The sequence below is a fragment of the Nostoc sp. C117 genome (assembly GCF_043099735.1).
In the GTDB taxonomy this organism is placed as follows: domain Bacteria; phylum Cyanobacteriota; class Cyanobacteriia; order Cyanobacteriales; family Nostocaceae; genus Nostoc.
Map to the genome: position 1 here is coordinate 6,070,505 of NZ_CP170991.1, position 17,867 is coordinate 6,088,371.

Sequence of the window (17,867 nt, forward strand, 5' to 3'; positions counted from 1 at the left end):
TGACGATAGATTGTATTCACGCTTGAATGTGTTACTGCTTTTAACTTCAGTTAATGCGCTTATAGATTGCGTCAGTAGTCATAAGTTATTAGTCAGTAGTCATTGGTTATTTACAAATGACAAATTACATCAAATGCGATGATTATCTATGGTATTAAATGTACCACCAAAAAGGCGATCGCGAATAATATCGTTATGTAAAAAGTCATGGGGAAAACCCAGTTCAATTTGACTCACTTCATTTAAGCGTTGCAGATGTTCTGAAGAAAGGGTGACATCTAAAGAAGCTAAGTTATCTTGAAACTGAGTTAATTTACGTGCGCCAATGATGGGAATAATCACCCCACTTTGAGCGCGTAACCAAGCTAATGCTACCTGTGAGGGTGTGTGGCCAATTTCTGCTGCAACTTGGCTAACTACTTGGGCGATCGCTAAATTTCTTTCGGAAATAATTCCTAACGCTGGATTTGCTAGCCGTCTTTGTTCATCTCCTTCTTGAGGAGGTTTGTTGTATTTACCTGTCAGCACACCACCACCCAAAGGTGACCAGGGTGTAACTGCTAAGTCGAAGGCTTTGGCCATGGGTATTAAATCGCGTTCTGGTGTCCGCTGAATTAAACTATACTCAATTTGCAAAGCCACAAACTGCGTCCATCCTTGATATTGGGCGATGGTATTTGCTTGGGAAACAATCCAAGCGGGTGCATCAGAAATGCCGATGTAAAGTACCTTACCTTGGCGGACTACATCATCAAGCGATCGCAATACTTCTTCAATCGGCGTTGTAAAATCCCAAGCGTGCAACCAGAATAAATCAATATAGTCGGTATTTAATCGTTTGAGGCTACCTTCTAGGGATTGAATTAAATTCTTGCGATGGTTTCCACTGGCGTTAGGGTCGCCCTTCTTGTCATTCATCCGCAAGGGAAAGGAATATTTTGTCGCAACTACAAAGCGTTCCCGATCTTTGGCGATTAATTCACCAACAATTTTTTCACTGCTACCATCTGTGTAACCATTGGCGGTGTCAATGAAATTTCCCCCTGCTTCCACATAGGTATCAAAGATTTTCTGACTTTCGTCCTGAGAAGCACCCCAACCCCAATCTTCACCAAAGGTCATGGTTCCCAAGCTGAGTTCAGAGACTCTTAACCCGCTTTTACCTAAGAGTTTGTATCTCATGAATATTTTCTCATTAATGAAAAAACTATGCAAATACCATCCCAAAGGCATGATACATCAGAATTCAGAATTCAGAATTCAGCAGTCAGGGAGATTTAAAACTTAAAAGTTGAGCTTCTAAGGGTGAAAGTTGACCTTTTGAGGGTGAACGTTGATTTTTTGAAAGTCAATTTGTCAGGTAGTTAATGGTGTGTACCAACAGGAACAATATCGCTTAGGAGATACTATTTCCTCTGGTATTTTACCAAATTTACAACTTAAACTTGATGATATTATACATATTTGACATGTTACACCTAAGCTAATTCACGGCTTTTTTCTACTAAGATCGCTTTAGACACATCGTCATTGCCAAAGAACTGTTATTTCCATGAGTTACTACGTAATCTACGACGGAAATTGTAATCTCTGCGTTACACTAGTGCGAGCGCTAGAAACCTTAGACCAGGGAAAGCTATTTAGTTATGCTCCAATGCAAGATGAGCAGACACTTTTACAGTGGGGAATTACAGCCCAAGACTGCGAACAGGGGATGATTTTAATTGACGCCAACGAACCTCAAAGACGTTGGCAAGGTAGTAACGCAGCAGAAGAAATTGGGCGGTTATTGCCAGCAGGAAGTATATTTGTAGATGCTTATCGGGGGTTACCGGGGATGAAATGGGCCGGCGATCGCTTTTACGAACAAATCCGCGATAATCGCTATGCACTCTTTGGGAAGCGTTCTAGCACATATAAATCAGCATACTGTGTTGATGGAAACTGCAAAGCAAGTAATGAGTAACTTTGATTAACTGGCTTTTGTCGCTCTAATTGTCTGAACCCTAAATACGCTCTGGACGTAAATTATCCCTCTTTCCGCGCTCTTCTCTGCACCTCTGCTCCTCTGCGTGGCACAAAAAAATATTTATGCAAGAGGTCTAATAGCTAATTAGATAGATTTTTTCAGTACAAAAATCCGTCTCCAGGTGCTAGCAAAAAGTCTGCGAGAACAACCATTATGCTATCTGGTGTGTTTGTAAACATATGCAACAACATCAAATTACTTTCACGCCAAAATTCAGCACAACAGACGAGCTAGGGGGAGAATCTGCGTGAGAATTGGTGCTAATTATTTGGGGAACGGAGAGTGTGAGTTTACAGTGTGGTCACCAACGTTAAATAGCGTCGCTGTACAAATTTTGACGCCACAACCGCAAGTAATTGCGCTCAAGCCTCTGGGAGAAGAATATTGGCAGACAAAAGTGAGTGATGTCTATCCGGGAACGCTTTATCGATATGTGGTGAATGACGAAAACGCCTTTGCCGATCCCGCATCGCAGTATCAACCCGAAGGTGTGCATGGTCCGTCTCAAGTTGTCGATCGCCAATTTGAGTGGACAGATTCACATTGGGCTGGGATTCGGGTGGAGTCGATGATTTTTTACGAACTCCATGTGGGCACATTCACCCCTGAAGGTACCTTCACCGCCATCATTCCCCGCCTAGCCGAACTGCGGGAACTGGGAATTAATGCGATTGAAATTATGCCTATCTCCCAGTTTCCAGGAGATACCCATATTGAGGCAACTCTTGCGTACCGTAACTGGGGCTACGATGGAGTTTACCCGTTTGCCGTACAAAATTCCTACGGTAGCCCAGCCGATTTGAAGCAACTGGTGAATGCTTGCCACGAACACGATATTGCTGTAGTGCTGGATGTGGTGTATAACCACTTTGGCCCAGAAGGTAATTACATGGGTCAATTTGCGCCCTACTTTACCGAAACCTATAAAACCCCGTGGGGCAATGCGATGAATTTCGATGGTGCCCATAGTCAGGGCGTGCGAAATTATTTTATTCAAAATGCCCTGTATTGGTTGGGGGAATTCCATATTGATGCCTTGCGGTTGGATGCAATTCAAGCAATTTATGACTTGGGTGCGAAGCATTTTTTATGGGAACTGTCCGAAGCAATTCATCATTTTTCCCAACAAGGGCAAAGATGGAAACGCCATTTAATTGCTGAAAGTGATTTAAATAATCCGCAAATCATTCGTCCCGCCGAAGTCGGTGGATATGGACTGGATGCTCAATGGTGTGATGATTTTCACCATGCACTGCACGTAGTGTTGACAGGCGATCGCCAAGGGTATTATCAAGATTTTGGGAAATTTGCCGATTTGGCGAAAGCTTATGAAGATAGTTTTGTCTACGATTGGAAGTACTCCCCCGATCGCAAGCGGTTTCATGGCGTATCTTGCCGCGATCGCCCTTTATCACAATTTTTAGTCTGCATTCAAAATCACGATCAAATCGGCAACCAAATGAAGGGAGAACGCCTCACACAGCGCATCTCTTTTGAAGGCTTAAAGTTAGCTGCTGGCGCTGTGCTGCTCTCGCCTTATTTACCGCTATTATTCATGGGAGAAGAATATGGCGAAACCGCACCTTTTATTTACTTTGTTAGTCACTCCGACCCAGATTTGATTGAAGCAGTTCGAGCCGGACGCAAAGAAGAATTTGAAGCATTTCACTACGAAGAAGATCCCCCAGACCCCGAATCGGCCGAAACCTTTTTATGTTCTAAACTCAACTGGGAATTACGTCATGAAGGTAATCATCAAGTTCTGTGGAATTGGTATCGCCAATTAATTAATTTGCGGAAGACGCATCCAGCACTTCTCAACCAAGACCGCAACTTCATTGAAGCGACTAGCGATGAAGATAAACAATTAGTTGTTGTGCGTCGTTGGTGTGAAACGAGTGAAATCATATTTGTGATGAATTTTAATTCGTCTCCAGTGACAGTCACTCTCCCAATTCAACAAAATGCTCACAAACTTTTGGATTCAGCAGATAGCTCATGGTCTGGGTCTGGTTCCCAAGCACCTGAATATTTGTCTGTGGGAGAAGAAGTGAAATTGCAACCCACTAGTTTAGTACTGTATGAGGTAGACCGTTAATTACTCTTTTCCTCTGTGCTTAACCAGGATGTGAAATATTCACGCAGAGGAGCCAGTGCGTTGGGTGGCTCTAACGACTTGTTCGCGTAGCGTCCTCCGACAGGAGAAGCAACTGGCGTCGCGCAGAGGCGCAGAGGTAAGAAGAAACTAAATCTAAAAACAACACATTACATTTATGCGAATTCCTAGAGCAACTTATCGAATTCAGTTTACACCTCAGTTTGGCTTTGACAACGCTAAAGCGATCGCGGGTTATTTGGCAGATTTGGGCATTTCCGATTTATATGCTTCGCCGATTTTTAAGGCGCGATCGGGGAGTACGCATGGCTACGATATTGTAGATCCGACTCAACTTAACCCGGAACTGGGAACTAATGAGTCTTTTGATGCCTTAATTAGTGAAATACAATCCCAAGGTATGGGTTGGTTGCAAGATATTGTGCCAAATCACATGGCGTATACCAGCCAAAACGATTACTTAATGGATGTATTGGAACACGGTCCAGATTCCAGCTATACTGACTACTTTGACCTTTCTTGGAATGTGCCATTTGGCGATCGCCAAGAGCGAATTCTCGCTCCTCTGCTGGGAGATTTCTATGGTGTATCGTTGGAAAATGGAGATATTCAACTGCAATATGAGCAAAACGGTTTAACTGTCAACTATTACAGTTTAAAATTACCACTGCGGTTAGAGTCTTACACAAAATTTATCATTCATAATCTCGGCAAACTGACGCGCACACTAGGACGCAATCACCCCGATTTTATTAAGCTGTTGGGAATTCTTTATATTCTCAAAAATGTGCCTTCCGAAGTTGCGGGTAAACAGCGACAAGACCAAATTGCATTTATCAAAGGATTAGTTTGGGAACTTTACACCACAAACGAATTAATCCATGAGTTCATTGACGAAAACCTCAAGGCTTTTAACGGAGAACCAGGGAATTCTGAAAGCTTTAATTTACTAGATGATTTACTCAAAGACCAATTTTACCGTCTTGCCTTTTGGAAAGTCGGCGCGGAAGAAATGAACTACCGTCGATTCTTTACTGTCAACGAATTGATTTCTCTGAAAATTGAAGAAGTGCGGGTTTTTAATAACACTCATAGTTTGATTCAAAAGCTGGTTGAAGAAGGTAAGTTTACAGGTTTACGTATTGACCATATTGATGGACTTTATAACCCAATCCAGTATCTAGAAAGACTACTGGAAAAAATGGGAGATGTTTACATCACAGTTGAAAAGATTTTGGAAGTCACCGAAGATTTGCCAGAAAATTGGCTAATTCAAGGTACGTCGGGATATGACTTTCTCAACTATGTAAACGGCGTATTTTGTGAAACGGATGCAGAATCATGGCTGGATAAAATTTACCATGCCTTTATCAGTACAAAAGTAAATTATACATCACTGGTAAGAGAGAAAAAGCAGCTAATCTTAGAAAAGAACTTAGCCGGAGACATTGATAATTTAGCGATTCTGTTAAAGAATATTTCCAGCAAATACCGCTATGGCAATGATTTTACCATCAATGGACTCAAAAGGGCGATCGCGGAAGTTTTGACAGTGTTCCCCATTTACCGCACCTACATTACTCCTGAGGGAATTGGAGAGAGCGATCGCGCTACCATTCAAGAAGTAATTCGCCAAGCCAAAGAACAAACACCTTTATTACAGCACGAACTAACTTTTATCGAAAAGTTAATGTTGTTAGAATTTGATAATTCGCTTTCTCAAACAGAACGCGAACAGTGGATCTATTTTGTCTTGCGGATGCAACAATACAGTGGACCCCTAATGGCGAAAGGTGTAGAAGATACAACTCTGTATGTTTACAATCGCTTGTTATCCCTGAATGAAGTAGGAGGAAATCCCGGTCATTTTGGCATCTCTGTAGCCGACTTTCACAGTTTTAATCAAAAGCACCAAGCAACATGGCCTCATACCATGAACGCCACAGCTACCCACGATACTAAACGCGGCGAAGATGTGCGAACAAGGTTAAATCTGTTATCAGAATTGCCAGAAGAATGGGAAGAACAGGTAAACATCTGGAGTCATTACAATCAAGGACATCGCAAGGTTCGCAACGGATTTGCAATGCCCGATCGCAATGATGAATATTTTCTCTATCAAACACTGGTGGGTGCGTTTCCTTTTGCCGAACACGAACATGCATCTTTCGTGGAACGAGTGAAAGAATATATGATTAAAGCAATTCGAGAAGCGAAAGTCCATACTGCATGGTTGCGACCTGATAGCGAATATGAAGAAGCTTGTACTTCCTTTGTTGAGAAAGTACTAAATCCTTCAATTTCCGGGCAATTTCTCGAAGCCTTTTATCCTCTTCAACAGAAAATTGCCTACTATGGAATGTTCAATTCCCTTTCTCAGACTTTACTGAAAGCGACTGTATCCGGCGTACCCGACTTTTATCAGGGAACGGAACTCTGGGAGTTTAGTTTAGTCGATCCAGATAACCGCCGTCCCGTGGATTTTGACCAGCGACGGGGTTACTTAAGCAGTATCAAAGAGCAAATTAAGACCGACATTTTGGGATTGATTCAGGACTTACTGAAGCACAAAACCGATGGCAGAATTAAACTGTTTTTAACGGCGCAATTACTCAAAGCCAGAACAGACTATCTCTCATTATTTCAAGATGGGGATTATCTACCGTTAGAAATTCAGGGAACTCATGCCAATCATATTATTGCCTTTGCTCGACAATTGGGGAATCAAACAGCGATCGCCATTGCACCTCGCTTTTTAACTCGCCTCATTCAGCTTGGAGAAGATCCCTTAGGCGAGTCAGTATGGGAAGATACGCACCTGCAATTACCTGCTGGAAGTTCCTCGTCTTGGAAAAATGTTCTCACTCAGCAATCTTTAGAGATAAAAGAAACATTATCTATTGGATCTGCTCTCACCCATTTTCCTGTTGCTTTATTGGTTAGTGGTGCTGAGTGAAAAGATAAATTTGTCGTGCTACGCCCCGCTTCGCTAACACGCAGAGGCGCAGAGAGAACGCCGAAAAATCTCTGCGTGCGTACCTCTGCGATTCCCTTTGCGTTCCTTTGCGTTTAAAAAAATTCTGAATCAAATTATGACTCCATCACTACTCACCACCGCCCAAATTGACGCCGTACAATCCCACATAAAAAAAACGTGGAAAACCTTAACGCGATCGCACGAACACTTATTACAATCTGCCAAGGATACAAAACTAGATCACAAAATAGAAACTCCTTGGCTAGTCTACATTTCACCTTTGGAAGATTGTCCTAATATTCAAAGTGTGTTAGAGCGATCGCTATCTCGCCAGGATATGCAAAGAATTGAAATTCGCACTTTGCCGTCGGAAGTGGAAGCAATTAAAGAACATGGATTATTATACCTGCCAGGGCCTTATGTCGTACCTGGTGGTCGCTTTAACGAAATGTATGGTTGGGACAGTTACTTTATATTACTGGGACTTCTGCACGATGATGAATTAGAGTTAGCCCAAAACCAGGTAGACCAATTACTTTACCAGGTGAAGCATTACGGTACTATCCTCAATTCCAACCGGACTTACATGCTGTCGCGATCGCAGCCACCCGTCCTCAGTATGATGGTGATGGCGCTATTCCAGCACACCCAGGATGAAGAGTGGCTCAGATCAACTGTCCCGCTGCTAGAACAGTTTTACTATTACTGGGTAGTTCCGCCGCACCTGAATCCCGCAACAGGTTTATCCCGATTTTATGCCTTTGGAGAAGGCGCTGCGCCAGAAGTTTTGTTTTCGGAGCGAGATGAAGAAGGAAAAAGCCACTACGATCGCGTGAAAGAATACTATCAAACCTTTGAGGTTGAGGATTATGACGTTAATCTTTACTACGATCGCGAAAATGACGAACTGACGAACTTATTTTATAAAGCCGATCGCACTATGCGCGAGTCCGGTTTTGATATCACCAACCGATTTGGCCCCTTCAGTGCTGATATCCTCCATTATGCGCCTGTGTGCCTCAACAGTTTGCTGTATCAAATGGAATTAGACTTAGCGAAAATTAACGAGATTTTCCAAAACGAAGAACTAGTACAGCAATGGCGCGATCGCGCAGATATTCGCCGCGATCGCATCGATCAATGTCTTTGGGATGAAGAACAAGGACTTTATCTCGATTATCACTTCTACAGTCAAGAACGCCGCCGCTATGAATTTGCGACTACGTTCTATCCCCTGTGGCTGGGAATTGCTTCCGAAAATCAAGCCCAGCGCCTTGTGGAAAATCTCTCTTTATTTGAAGCACCAGGCGGAATTTTGACCAGTACTCGTGTTACTGGTAATCAGTGGGATGCCCCGTTTGGCTGGGCACCATTGACCTTAATTGCCGTCCAGGGACTTCACCGCTATGGATATCATGCAGAAGGCGATCGTATTGCTAATAAATTCTTAGCGATGGTAGTTAAAGAATTCGAGCGTCACAACACTCTAGTCGAGAAATATGATGTTGAACGCTGTTCTGCCAACGTTTCTGACGAAATCTCTTTTGGCTATAGTTCAAATGAAGTTGGTTTCGGCTGGACAAATGGAGTCATTCTGGAACTTTTAGCAGCTTTTGAAAGAAAAGTTTAAATATATCAGATCAATTAACTTTAAGCGATCGCTACCCAATCCTGACTCCTCAAAGTGCGATCGTATGGCGCAAAATTCCCGCAGCTATATCCTTAATGTCTAATACCGTTTCACTTTAAGATTGATCGAGATTCTTGCAGAGGGAGCAGAGGAGGTAGAGGAGGCAGGGAGAGCAATAATAGTGATTTATTTGTATCAATAATTTTGTCAAATGGTATAACTCCTAGCGTAGACATTTCCGATTCGCTTGGATTATCAGAGCAGTATTCAAGGTAACCTAAACAATCAAGAATTCGTCTTCAAATTTACACGCCGCAGTACTCTCTCATAATGAATATGCTTTAAAGAGTGAGGTCCGAAAAATGTGGATTTGGGCGTTGTTGAATAGGATATGAAAATTAATGTTTTAAAAATCTAAAATTTAGATTTTTTGCGCCTACTCTCCGAGATTGCTAAGAGCGATTGCGCTTACCCTGCGGGAACGGTTAGCGAATGAGTGAAACAAAATTCATACTGCAATCAGCAATGCCTGGATTTGTGCCTTTTCGATGAATATTTTTATATTTAATATTTTTTATGTCCAGCTCAATCTATCTTAAATATTAATTAACTTATTTTTAAATTTTTGCAAAAACTTAAATGTGATGATAAAGACAACCTCTTATGTAGCGGTGTAGCGGTCACTCATTTTTCTATTTTAATGTAATAGCAAAAATTGCAGGAACCCCTAAAAACAATAATTTCATTAGTAACAGGAGTAAAGTAAGCTTGAAAAAACAACTTTTAGCGGCAGGATTTGTCTTCTTCTATTTCATGTTGCCACTAAAAACAATGGCTGCTAACTTTAGTCAAATTTACGCTTTTGGCGACAGCATTGTTGATGATGGTAATGCTTTTGATCTAACCCAAGCGGCGATAGGAGTTGAATTTCCCCCAAGCCCGCCTTATTTTGAGGGGCGTTTTTCCAATGGCCCAGTCTGGGTAGAATATTTGGCTGACGATCTGGGAATAACGTCCACTAACTTTGCTGTCGGTGGTGCAACTACAGGAACTAGTAACCTTGTCTTCCCGTTTTTACCAGGATTAGTCCAGCAAATCCAAGGTTTTACAGCAACAAATCCGATAGCTGACAAGAACGCACTGTACGCGATCTGGGCTGGCGGGAATGATTATTTTAGCGGTGACATTCAAGAGCCTACTCAGCCAGTCAATAATTTGATGAATGCAGTGACTTCACTCGCCAATGTTGGCGCTAAAAATTTCTTAGTGTTTAATTTGCCTGATTTGGGCAACGCTCCAAGCACAAGGAACCTTCCTAATTCTGCTGAACTCAACGCTTTGACTAAAGCTCATAATGAGACTTTAACTCAAGCTCTCAACACTTTGAGCAAGCAGGAACCAAACCTCAATCTTACCCTTTTTGACGAGAATTCCCTAGCGAATCGAATTATAGCTAATAAGGAAGAATTCGGTTTCACAAATGTTACCGATCCTTGCTTACAGTTCAATAGTCCCACGACTTTCAAAATCTGTAACAACCCGGATGAATATTTATTCTGGGATGAGAATCATCCAACAACACGCGGTCATCGTGTCCTAGCAGGAGCAGTTTTGGTGGCGGTCCCAGAATCCTCGACGATGTTGGGGACGTTGGTTTTTGCTGCCTTGGGTGTAGCGGGAACTTTGAAGCACCAACAAAAAAAGTCAGCTTTGACTCCATAGGCTTTCAAACACAAGCAGAGTAGCGTTTAAAAAATCTCAAACATCTGGTTTAGGATAAGCGTTTATCCTATTATGTAACTACTACGGGGAGTGCGATCGCTGTCTATTAGTCAGGAGGCAAAATTCTCTTCTTCGCGCAGCGGAGTGTAGTCCATTTGACTCCTGACAGCTATATTAATTAGTATCTACTAATTATCATCTGTACGTTTATCATAAGGCTCACCTGTAAAGGGTTGTATGCCAATAGTAGGATAAGCATCATCAGTAGGACCAAAAATCCGCATTGCAGCTTCGGAAATATACTGGGTTACGTTAGCAAGCATTTGGGAAATATTGGAAATAGTCATATTATTTGACTCCTGATTTTCGAGTCGCTTTTATTTTGATACCTATACTCTAATCCCGATCTGATTAATTAGCTCTTATTCTCAATATATTGAGAATATATGCAATGTTTATTCAGATAAGTTTGCAATACTTTAGATTGTCAAAAAGTCAAAGTTTTTTCTTTAATCCTAATTGTAACTTAGCTATTTTATCAGAACTCAGTACCCAGGAGAAGTCAATGCAGTAGACGAGTTTGCCGACTAGTTCGCTCTTAGCATCCAGTTATTGACAAAATGCGCTTTATTTCAGCCTCTCACGAATGTAGGGCTATCTGTGAGAGGTTTTAGAGTACTGCTTCTTTGAAAATTAAGAATTACCTTAGTGTAGCCCATTACAAACTAGTTAAATAGACCCTGACAATACAACCTGCGGCTTTGATTCTAGATGCTGCAATATCCGCGATTGGATTTGTTTATACTGCTGCTTTAATAGCTGTTTACTTAAATGAGGTTGAGAAGCAGGTGGTAGGTTCTGACTCTGTTGTAACCAGGTTTTCAACATTTGTCGCCCAGTTGGCTCAATACGACTGCTGAGAACATTAGCACACGAATTTGGTGCTTCCAGAGTAAAGAAAATTAAAGGGTAGTGTTCATTTTCAGCTAATAAACTGGCCATCTGACGATTTGCGAGATTTTGCATATCTAGGTAGCAGGGTAGCCACTTAGGAGTTAATCCCCGATTATAGAGTACAGTCACCCACAACAGCATCGGGTGAGGGGATGTTATGAAAATAAACTGATTGTAACGGGTAGAAAAAGCATAGTTTTTTATTTCTTCTTTAGGCAACATCAACCATAGTGCTGGAACAGATTTTTGTATGGTGTCTATAAGCTGGGGAAAAACAATTTCTTGAATCGGTTTATTCTCAGGCCAGGAAAGTTGCCGACAGGTTTCTTCTAATGTGATTGGTAACCTAGAATCTATGGGACGACTCAGGATTGATCTAGAGGCTAAAGTTGTAGGTAAAGTGGGGCAACTTGATTGTTCTAAACTGTTTAGAACTTGCAAAATTTGAGCAATGTTTTGGGGGCGATCGCTTGCTTTTTTAGCAAGGCAAGACATGATTAAATGATTTAGTTTCTGAGGTAATTTCAGAGTAGGTTTAACATCTGCGATCGCTTTTGGTTGTTCAAAGTGATGTGCTTTATACCAAGCACCAAAATAATCAGTTTCTGGTTCCCAGGGTTTTTTACCTGTGAGCATCTCAAACATCATCACACCCAAGCTATAAATATCAGAACGACCATCTAATTTTTCACCATCTAGTTGTTCTGGAGAACAATAGGGCAAAGTGCCATTAAAGCCTCTACTCGTACTGGCTGTTGATGCATAATTCAAAAATCTAGCAATACCAAAGTCTAAAATTTTAACTAACTGACCCAATATCGGATCGGGAATAACTAATATATTTGCAGGTTTTATATCTCTATGAACTAACGGACAAATTTTGCCGTCAATATTAATGCCTTGATGAGCGCACTGTAAGCCCAAACAAATTTGGCGAGATAGCGTTAAAAACATCGGCAAGGATACCGGAATTAAATCCTTTAAACTCTTACCAGATAGATATTCCATGACGTAGTATGGTTTTCCTTTTTCATTTACGCCATAATCATATGCGCGCACAATATGCACACTTTTTTGACTCAAAGCTGCACTCATTAAAGCTTCACGAGCAAAGTCTTGTTGCATTTTGCCATCAACAACAGTTTGAGTCAAAAACTTAATAGCAACTGGAGTTCCCCCTAACAAAATATCATTTGCTAAAAAAACTTCCCCCATACCACCGCTGCCAATTAATTGCTTGAGTTGATAACGATTGGCAACCAAGCCCGTACTACTTGGAGATGCAAATGGGCTTTTATTCACTTTAATAACCTCTGCTCCTTAATCTATTTAAATTACTAATGGACAGATATAAATTTCATTAGCTAATAATGGACTGCTAACGAAATGATAAAAATTTAAAAAAAATCTCCAAGAATTTAGCCATTTTATCTTTTAAACTTTCTCTGTCTGATTTTTGATGTGTGGCTAACTTTTGTAAAATATCTATTTTTATTTTTTCATATTCGATTTTTAAAATATTTTTAGCTTCCTTAGGTAAAATCGATTCATTTGATTGTTGACTCATATTTAACCAATCTAGAAGTTGTTGGCGTTGGTTAGCTGTGAGAATTAAAGTTGTTACATGAGAACAAAGGTTCGGATCTTCTAGCGGAAAAAATAATAAATGATAGTAACCTACTTCCGCTAAAATACGGGCTATATTCTGACCTCTCTTATCTTTTAAATCCAAGAAATAAGGTAACCATTTTGTTAGAGAAGGCTCAGTATCATATAACACTGTCACCCACAAGAGCATAGGGTATAAATTCATTTTGATAATAAATTCTGTGCCGTGTACTTTATCAAAAAACTTGGTAATTTCTTGTTTTGGTAACATTGCCCAAAAAGTTGCTATGGGTCTTTGAGAAGTATGTAATAAATGGGGAAAACCAATTGGGGCAATTGGTTTATTTTTAGGCCAGGTTTTTTGTAAACACTCTTTTTCTGATAATAATGTTGCCGGAACTAGTTGCATAGGTAATGATACTTTGATGCTGTCACTAATACTAGGAATAGCATCTTCAAGCTGACTAGTAACCTTTGCTAAATCGTCTAATATTTGGTTTATATTTTGAGGGCGATCGCTTACTTCTTTAGCTAAACAACTCATTAATAGCTTTTCTAATACCTGTGGTATTTTGACTTGTGGATTTACTTCTTCAACTGTAGGTGGCAATTGAAAACGATGTGCTTGATACCAACTACCAAAAGAGTTACTTTTTGTTTGAAATGGATGTTTACCTGTCAACATTTCAAACATTAATACTCCTAAGCTATAAATATCAGAGCGAACATCTAGTAGTTTCCGTCCTTCCATATGTTCTGGAGAACAATAAGGCAAACTACCAATGAAAGAATCTGTCAGCGTCATACCACTTCGCTCTGTTAAAAACTTGGCAATGCCAAAATCGAGTATTTTGACAATTTCTCCACGTTTAGTATCTTCACTAATGAATATATTTTCTGGTTTAATATCCCTGTGAACAATAGGATAAATCTCTCCTTTGAGGCTTATACCTTCGTGGGCGCATTGCAAACCTAAACAAATTTGATGAGAAATTTCTAAAAACTTGGATATTGTTAAAGGTTGAATTTTGAGAATCTGTTTGAGATTTTTTCCCTGGAGATATTCCATAACAAAAAAAGGAATTTTCTCCTCAGTTACACCGTAACTTAAAATGCGAACAATATGTTTACTTTTGCGACCCAATTGAGCGCCAATAAAAATCTCTCTGGCAAAGCGTTGGGACATATGCTGGTTCGCTAGACTGAGTGATAAAATTTTGACTGCGATCGCTATACCACCTTTAGCAGTATCTTCTGCTAGGTAAACTCTACCCATTCCCCCTTTACCAATCAAATCTCTAATTAAATAGCGATTATTTAAAAATTGTCCAATGTAATTGTCTAATTCTGCTTTTTGCCCTACCATATTCTCAATTTTATTTTGCGACATAAAAATCATTTATGAAAAATATTGTTGGCAAAATACTTGAATAAGTTTCGTCAATTCTTAATTTAAGTTCTAAAAAGTATCAGATTTTTTAGAGTAATTTCTCATATAATTTAAAAACTTACCTTCAGAAAAGTTTATTTTCTTAATCATGGATAAAGTCTTACACATTATGTAACATATTTATTAAGGAACACGGTTGAGAAATTACACTGAAAGTACAACTGGGCTAGATAAATTTACCAGGTAGATTCCGTGAATACACAGGAACAACCAGAAAAGTTGTGAATAGTAGTAAAGATAATTAGGGACTTCCAAATAAAAAATATTCCATTCTTCACAGTCAACACTTCGGCTCATTTCGACTACGCTCAAATCGAGCGTTCGCGTAGCGTCTCCGTTAGGAGAAGTCGAGATTCAATGACCAACGCTCAAATCGAGCGACTTGCACTGAGCGGCGTCGAAGTGAGTCGAGATTGAATGACCACAGTCAGCAACTTGAAGCGGTTGTTTTTATTTATTGGACTTTTTTATGTGAAACTTTGTACTATTAACGGTTTAAATTCGGTACTAAACGGCGTAATAATCTGATTAGTGGCGTTTCAATTTTGATTTTAAAAGCCAATATTTGTGTGCGTTGTAGAGAGTTAAAATTGTTGTCGCTGATGAGGATTAATGAGTCTTCTCCATCAGGTAACTTAGGACCAAGAGTTAAGCCTTCGATATTGTCTAAGAGTACATCTAGAGTTCTCAAGTCTAACAACAGTTTTTTCTGAGCTGGTTTAATGTTCTGGGAATCAACTGCTAAAAGGCTATCAATGTTGTGAATATCGTCGGCTCCTTCTAAAGAAACCTGAAACAGAGAGACGGCAAATCCTAAACCAGTAAAAGACCGTTCTAAACTTAAGAAGTGTCCTTGATTATCGAGAGCGAGTAAATCAGGTAATCCACTAGCGAACTTACCCGTTACATTGAAAAATGGTGCGATGGGTTCAGTTTGGTAAAGAAATTCCTGTTCTGGCTGGTTTGTCAGCAAGTTATATTGCAAAATGCGGCAAGGACTACCGATGTTAGCTTTAGCTGGTGAACCATCTTGAATTAGAGCATTTTCTGTAGCTGTGAATAGATGCTTTTCATCGGGTGTGATAGTAAGGCTTTCAAAAGCCAAATTGTTGCGAATACCTTGTTTACCATTCTTATCGGGCAAAAACTTGTTTGGTATGGGAAGTGTTGTAATTTCTCTGCCAGAAGATATAGAAAACTCTTTAATAAAAGGATTAATTAATTTTCCCACATCGCCCTCAGAAGAAATAAATACAGTTGCTTTATTAGTTAAAGCAATGCCTTCTGTATCAGTTTCACCAGGAGGAAATGGTTTATCATTTTCGTTTAATAATGTGGTAACACTAACAGGAACAACTCCACCCTTTTTTAATAAACCCTTACTTAAGTCGATTTTCAAGGTGTAGAAACGGGTATTACCTTTTTGTCCACGGTCATCAGAAATAGCATAATAAAGGTTCTTTTTTGTATCATAGGTAATTCCCGATAAACCACCAACTTCAGTTTTTTTGAGGATTAAACCTTTTGGTAAAGTCGCTTCTCCGATAAATTTTATACTACCGATTTCAACAGCGCTTGATGGTAAGTTTGTGAAGAAGAAACTAATAATTAGAATTGGGATGAAAAAATAAATAATTCGTGGAAATACGAAGATTTTTTTAATTAACTGCATAGAAAACTATTGCTAAAATGTGAAAATCATAAACAAGATAGCATTGAAATAGTACTGAGTGCTGAGTACCGAGCGCTGAGTTAGGAGTTACAAATTGTTTCGATACTCCCTCACTCCTCACTACCGACTCAGCACTCAGAACTAATTAATTAAGCAAGTTGCAAACCATATTCATCCTCGAAAAACTTAACGAGCCAGTCTTTGACTCTGCGGGTGGCACGACAATCATCTTCATTGTAGCTTTGGATACTTTCTAGTAAGGTACGATCGCCTGTTGCGAGCCACTGATCGTACCAGTAGATACATTTAGCACCACTAGCTTCTTTGTTGCGCCACTCAAATCCTAACCAACGAGCGATCGCTTTCAGGGCATAGCTTTCTATTGGTAATGCTACACTTTGGGTTAATTGTTCATATATATCGACAAATCGATTCAGTACAGGACGCACGGAGGAGTACGGAGTATTATAAAGCTTTGCTAGGCGTTTGACTGTATCAAATTCGTACACACAAAAATGATAAATTGGTGCTTCGGGATATTGCCAAACTAAATTCAAAAATTGCTGCCAAACTAATTCTTCGTCTTCTGGTTTGTCTGCTAAAAACGAATAAAACTGTTCTGTGTTGGCAATTCTATCAACTACCAAAACCCCCAACAAATAATTTAAATCTAAGTCTGGCTGTGCTTCAATATCAAAGTAAAGCTCTATGGGTGCTGTGAATGTAATCTCTTTTATCGATGGCGGGTACGGTAAGATTAATGGTCGTCTTTCTAATGCAGATTGAGCTTGCACTACTAGTCTTGGCGCTACTTCCCTGTCGAAACCAACTAGGTTTTCGAGAATGGTGGGACTGGTGTTAGCGAGAGATTCAACTGTGGTGATATCTAAGGCTTGGAGTTGAGTGTAGCGAATTGGTGTTACGCCTGGTAATAGTGAGAGGTGTTTTTCTGATTGAGCGATCGCATAACATTGACTATACCAATGACAAAGATTACACTTTTGCCGAGAAATAAACACCTCTGGCGGATTTGGTAACTCTAAAACTTGAATAAATTCTTCTAGAATCTGCTGCATTCGTGGTATCCATTTAAACAGATCCACGCCATAGCTTTGATCTTTGCTTCGCAACATCAGCGAACCTGTTTCAGGTATAACTCCCTGGATTGTTGCTAACACTTGGGTATGAAATGCGGCGACGACTTGATATTCTTGCTTAGGGCGCTTACCTAGTTCAATACTAGCCGGGACGTACATCCAATCACCAAAATGAGACTTTCCAGGCTGTTTGACGAGTAAATCTGGACGACTCAGTAAGGTGTATCCTTCAGAATAAGTTGCTAACAATAGTCCTTTATGAATGTATTCAACTCCCCGCTGCATCAATTCTAAAGTTGTCTTCTCTCCCTTTTCCCAATTTCCATATGAATAATCTGGTTGCTGATAAGTCAGCTGTGCCAAATTACTCAGTTGATGGGTGATTTTATCCTGTTGAAGTTTTTGGAGCAACTCATTGGGTGCATCACGCTGACTTTTGTCACCGTAGATATCTAGAAAAGGTCGGCGTTTACAACGTTGATATTGCAGTAGGAGTTCAGCATTAATTAGCATTTCTTTAAGCTAACAAGAATTAGCACTCTCTGGGGGTGACTTAGACAATTAATAATGGAGTGGGGGAAATGGGGACGCGGGGACACACAGACGCGGCGA

General features: G+C 40.2%; 11 protein-coding genes and 1 pseudogene. 6 read left to right on the top strand and 6 right to left on the bottom strand.

What is annotated here, in order from left to right; all coding sequences use genetic code 11:
• Positions 1-129: 129 nt before the first annotated feature.
• Positions 130-1,182 carry an aldo/keto reductase gene (locus ACFG4S_RS26070; RefSeq protein WP_392531836.1) on the bottom strand — a complete coding sequence of 351 codons (1,053 nt, stop codon included), beginning with the start codon at positions 1,180-1,182 and terminating at the stop codon, positions 130-132.
• 166 nt (positions 1,183-1,348) lie between these two features.
• On the opposite strand from ACFG4S_RS26070, the pseudogene ACFG4S_RS26075 reads away from it, so the two are divergent.
• The 6 genes and pseudogenes from ACFG4S_RS26075 to ACFG4S_RS26100 form a co-directional block, all read left to right on the top strand.
• Positions 1,349-1,468 (top strand): annotated as a pseudogene (locus ACFG4S_RS26075) (Uma2 family endonuclease); the annotation flags it as partial.
• An 84-nt stretch (positions 1,469-1,552) separates the two neighbouring features.
• Positions 1,553-1,966: a thiol-disulfide oxidoreductase DCC family protein gene (locus ACFG4S_RS26080; RefSeq protein ID WP_392531837.1), complete on the top strand. Its 414-nt coding sequence runs from the start codon at positions 1,553-1,555 to the stop codon at positions 1,964-1,966.
• Positions 1,967-2,276: 310 nt separating this feature from the next.
• Positions 2,277-4,127, top strand: coding sequence for a malto-oligosyltrehalose trehalohydrolase (treZ, locus tag ACFG4S_RS26085; RefSeq protein ID WP_392531838.1), 1,851 nt, complete (start codon positions 2,277-2,279; stop codon positions 4,125-4,127).
• Between the two features lie 175 nt (positions 4,128-4,302).
• Complete coding sequence (treY, locus tag ACFG4S_RS26090; protein WP_392531839.1) at positions 4,303-7,101, top strand: malto-oligosyltrehalose synthase; 2,799 nt, start codon at positions 4,303-4,305, stop codon at positions 7,099-7,101.
• Between the two features lie 136 nt (positions 7,102-7,237).
• Positions 7,238-8,752, top strand: coding sequence for a trehalase family glycosidase (locus tag ACFG4S_RS26095; RefSeq protein WP_392531840.1), 1,515 nt, complete (start codon positions 7,238-7,240; stop codon positions 8,750-8,752).
• 768 nt (positions 8,753-9,520) lie between these two features.
• Positions 9,521-10,474, top strand: coding sequence for an SGNH/GDSL hydrolase family protein (locus ACFG4S_RS26100; protein WP_392531841.1), 954 nt, complete (start codon positions 9,521-9,523; stop codon positions 10,472-10,474).
• 188 nt (positions 10,475-10,662) lie between these two features.
• Here the strand turns inward: ACFG4S_RS26100 and ACFG4S_RS26105 are convergent, their stop codons facing one another.
• From ACFG4S_RS26105 to ACFG4S_RS26125, 5 genes are all read right to left on the bottom strand, one after another.
• Positions 10,663-10,821 carry a hypothetical protein gene (locus ACFG4S_RS26105; RefSeq protein WP_392531842.1) on the bottom strand — a complete coding sequence of 53 codons (159 nt, stop codon included), beginning with the start codon at positions 10,819-10,821 and terminating at the stop codon, positions 10,663-10,665.
• Positions 10,822-11,203: 382 nt separating this feature from the next.
• Positions 11,204-12,730, bottom strand: coding sequence for a serine/threonine protein kinase (locus ACFG4S_RS26110; RefSeq protein WP_392531843.1), 1,527 nt, complete (start codon positions 12,728-12,730; stop codon positions 11,204-11,206).
• Positions 12,731-12,806: 76 nt separating this feature from the next.
• Positions 12,807-14,426, bottom strand: coding sequence for a serine/threonine protein kinase (locus ACFG4S_RS26115; protein WP_392531844.1), 1,620 nt, complete (start codon positions 14,424-14,426; stop codon positions 12,807-12,809).
• Positions 14,427-14,973: 547 nt separating this feature from the next.
• Positions 14,974-16,158 (bottom strand): esterase-like activity of phytase family protein, encoded by a 1,185-nt coding sequence (locus ACFG4S_RS26120; protein ID WP_392531845.1) that lies wholly within the window; start codon positions 16,156-16,158, stop codon positions 14,974-14,976.
• A 149-nt stretch (positions 16,159-16,307) separates the two neighbouring features.
• Positions 16,308-17,768, bottom strand: a complete 1,461-nt coding sequence (locus tag ACFG4S_RS26125) for a TM0106 family RecB-like putative nuclease (RefSeq protein ID WP_392531846.1) — start codon at positions 17,766-17,768, stop codon at positions 16,308-16,310.
• Positions 17,769-17,867: the final 99 nt, after the last annotated feature.